The 531-nt window shown below is 61.8% G+C and carries 1 pseudogene; it reads right to left on the reverse strand.

Annotated elements, in window-relative coordinates:
• Positions 1–531: pseudogene (locus tag BV911_RS18930) on the reverse strand (transposase); the annotation flags it as partial.

Below are 531 nucleotides of genomic sequence, written 5' to 3' on the forward strand. Positions count from 1 at the left end.
ATAGAGTTTGCCGATCCGGTCGAGCGTCTCGCGGGCGATCTCGGACTTGGTGGATGTCCAGACATCGTGGAAGTCACGGCGCAGGTGCGCCCAGCACGCCGCCTCGCGCAAACGAGGCGCACCATCGAGTTCATGCTTATGCGCGTAAAGCTTGGCATAGCCCTTGTAGCCATCGGCCTGAAGGATGCCGCGGACCTCGGCTAGATGGTTCAGGACATGCTCTTCCTTCCAGTCCGGTGCGAACCGATAGACGGCCCCGGGTGGCGCAGTCCCTGCCCACGGGCGTTCGCCATTGGTCTCGAACACATGGCGACACAACGGCTCACTCACGCACATAGGACCAGATCCTGCCCTGTCTGACGCCTTTACCAAGTCCCTTGTCGCGCAATGACCGGTCGAGCACCCGGATCGGGTTCGCCATCGGTCTCGAACGCATGGCGACGCGATGGCTCACCGTCTGCGTGCAGCAGATCGCTGCCCATGATGTCAGATTCGATCCGTTCGATTAGCGGCGACAGGGTCTTCATGGCC

Origin of the sequence: Pseudoruegeria sp. SK021 (genome assembly GCF_002119405.1) — a bacterium.
Lineage (GTDB): Bacteria > Pseudomonadota > Alphaproteobacteria > Rhodobacterales > Rhodobacteraceae > Meridianimarinicoccus.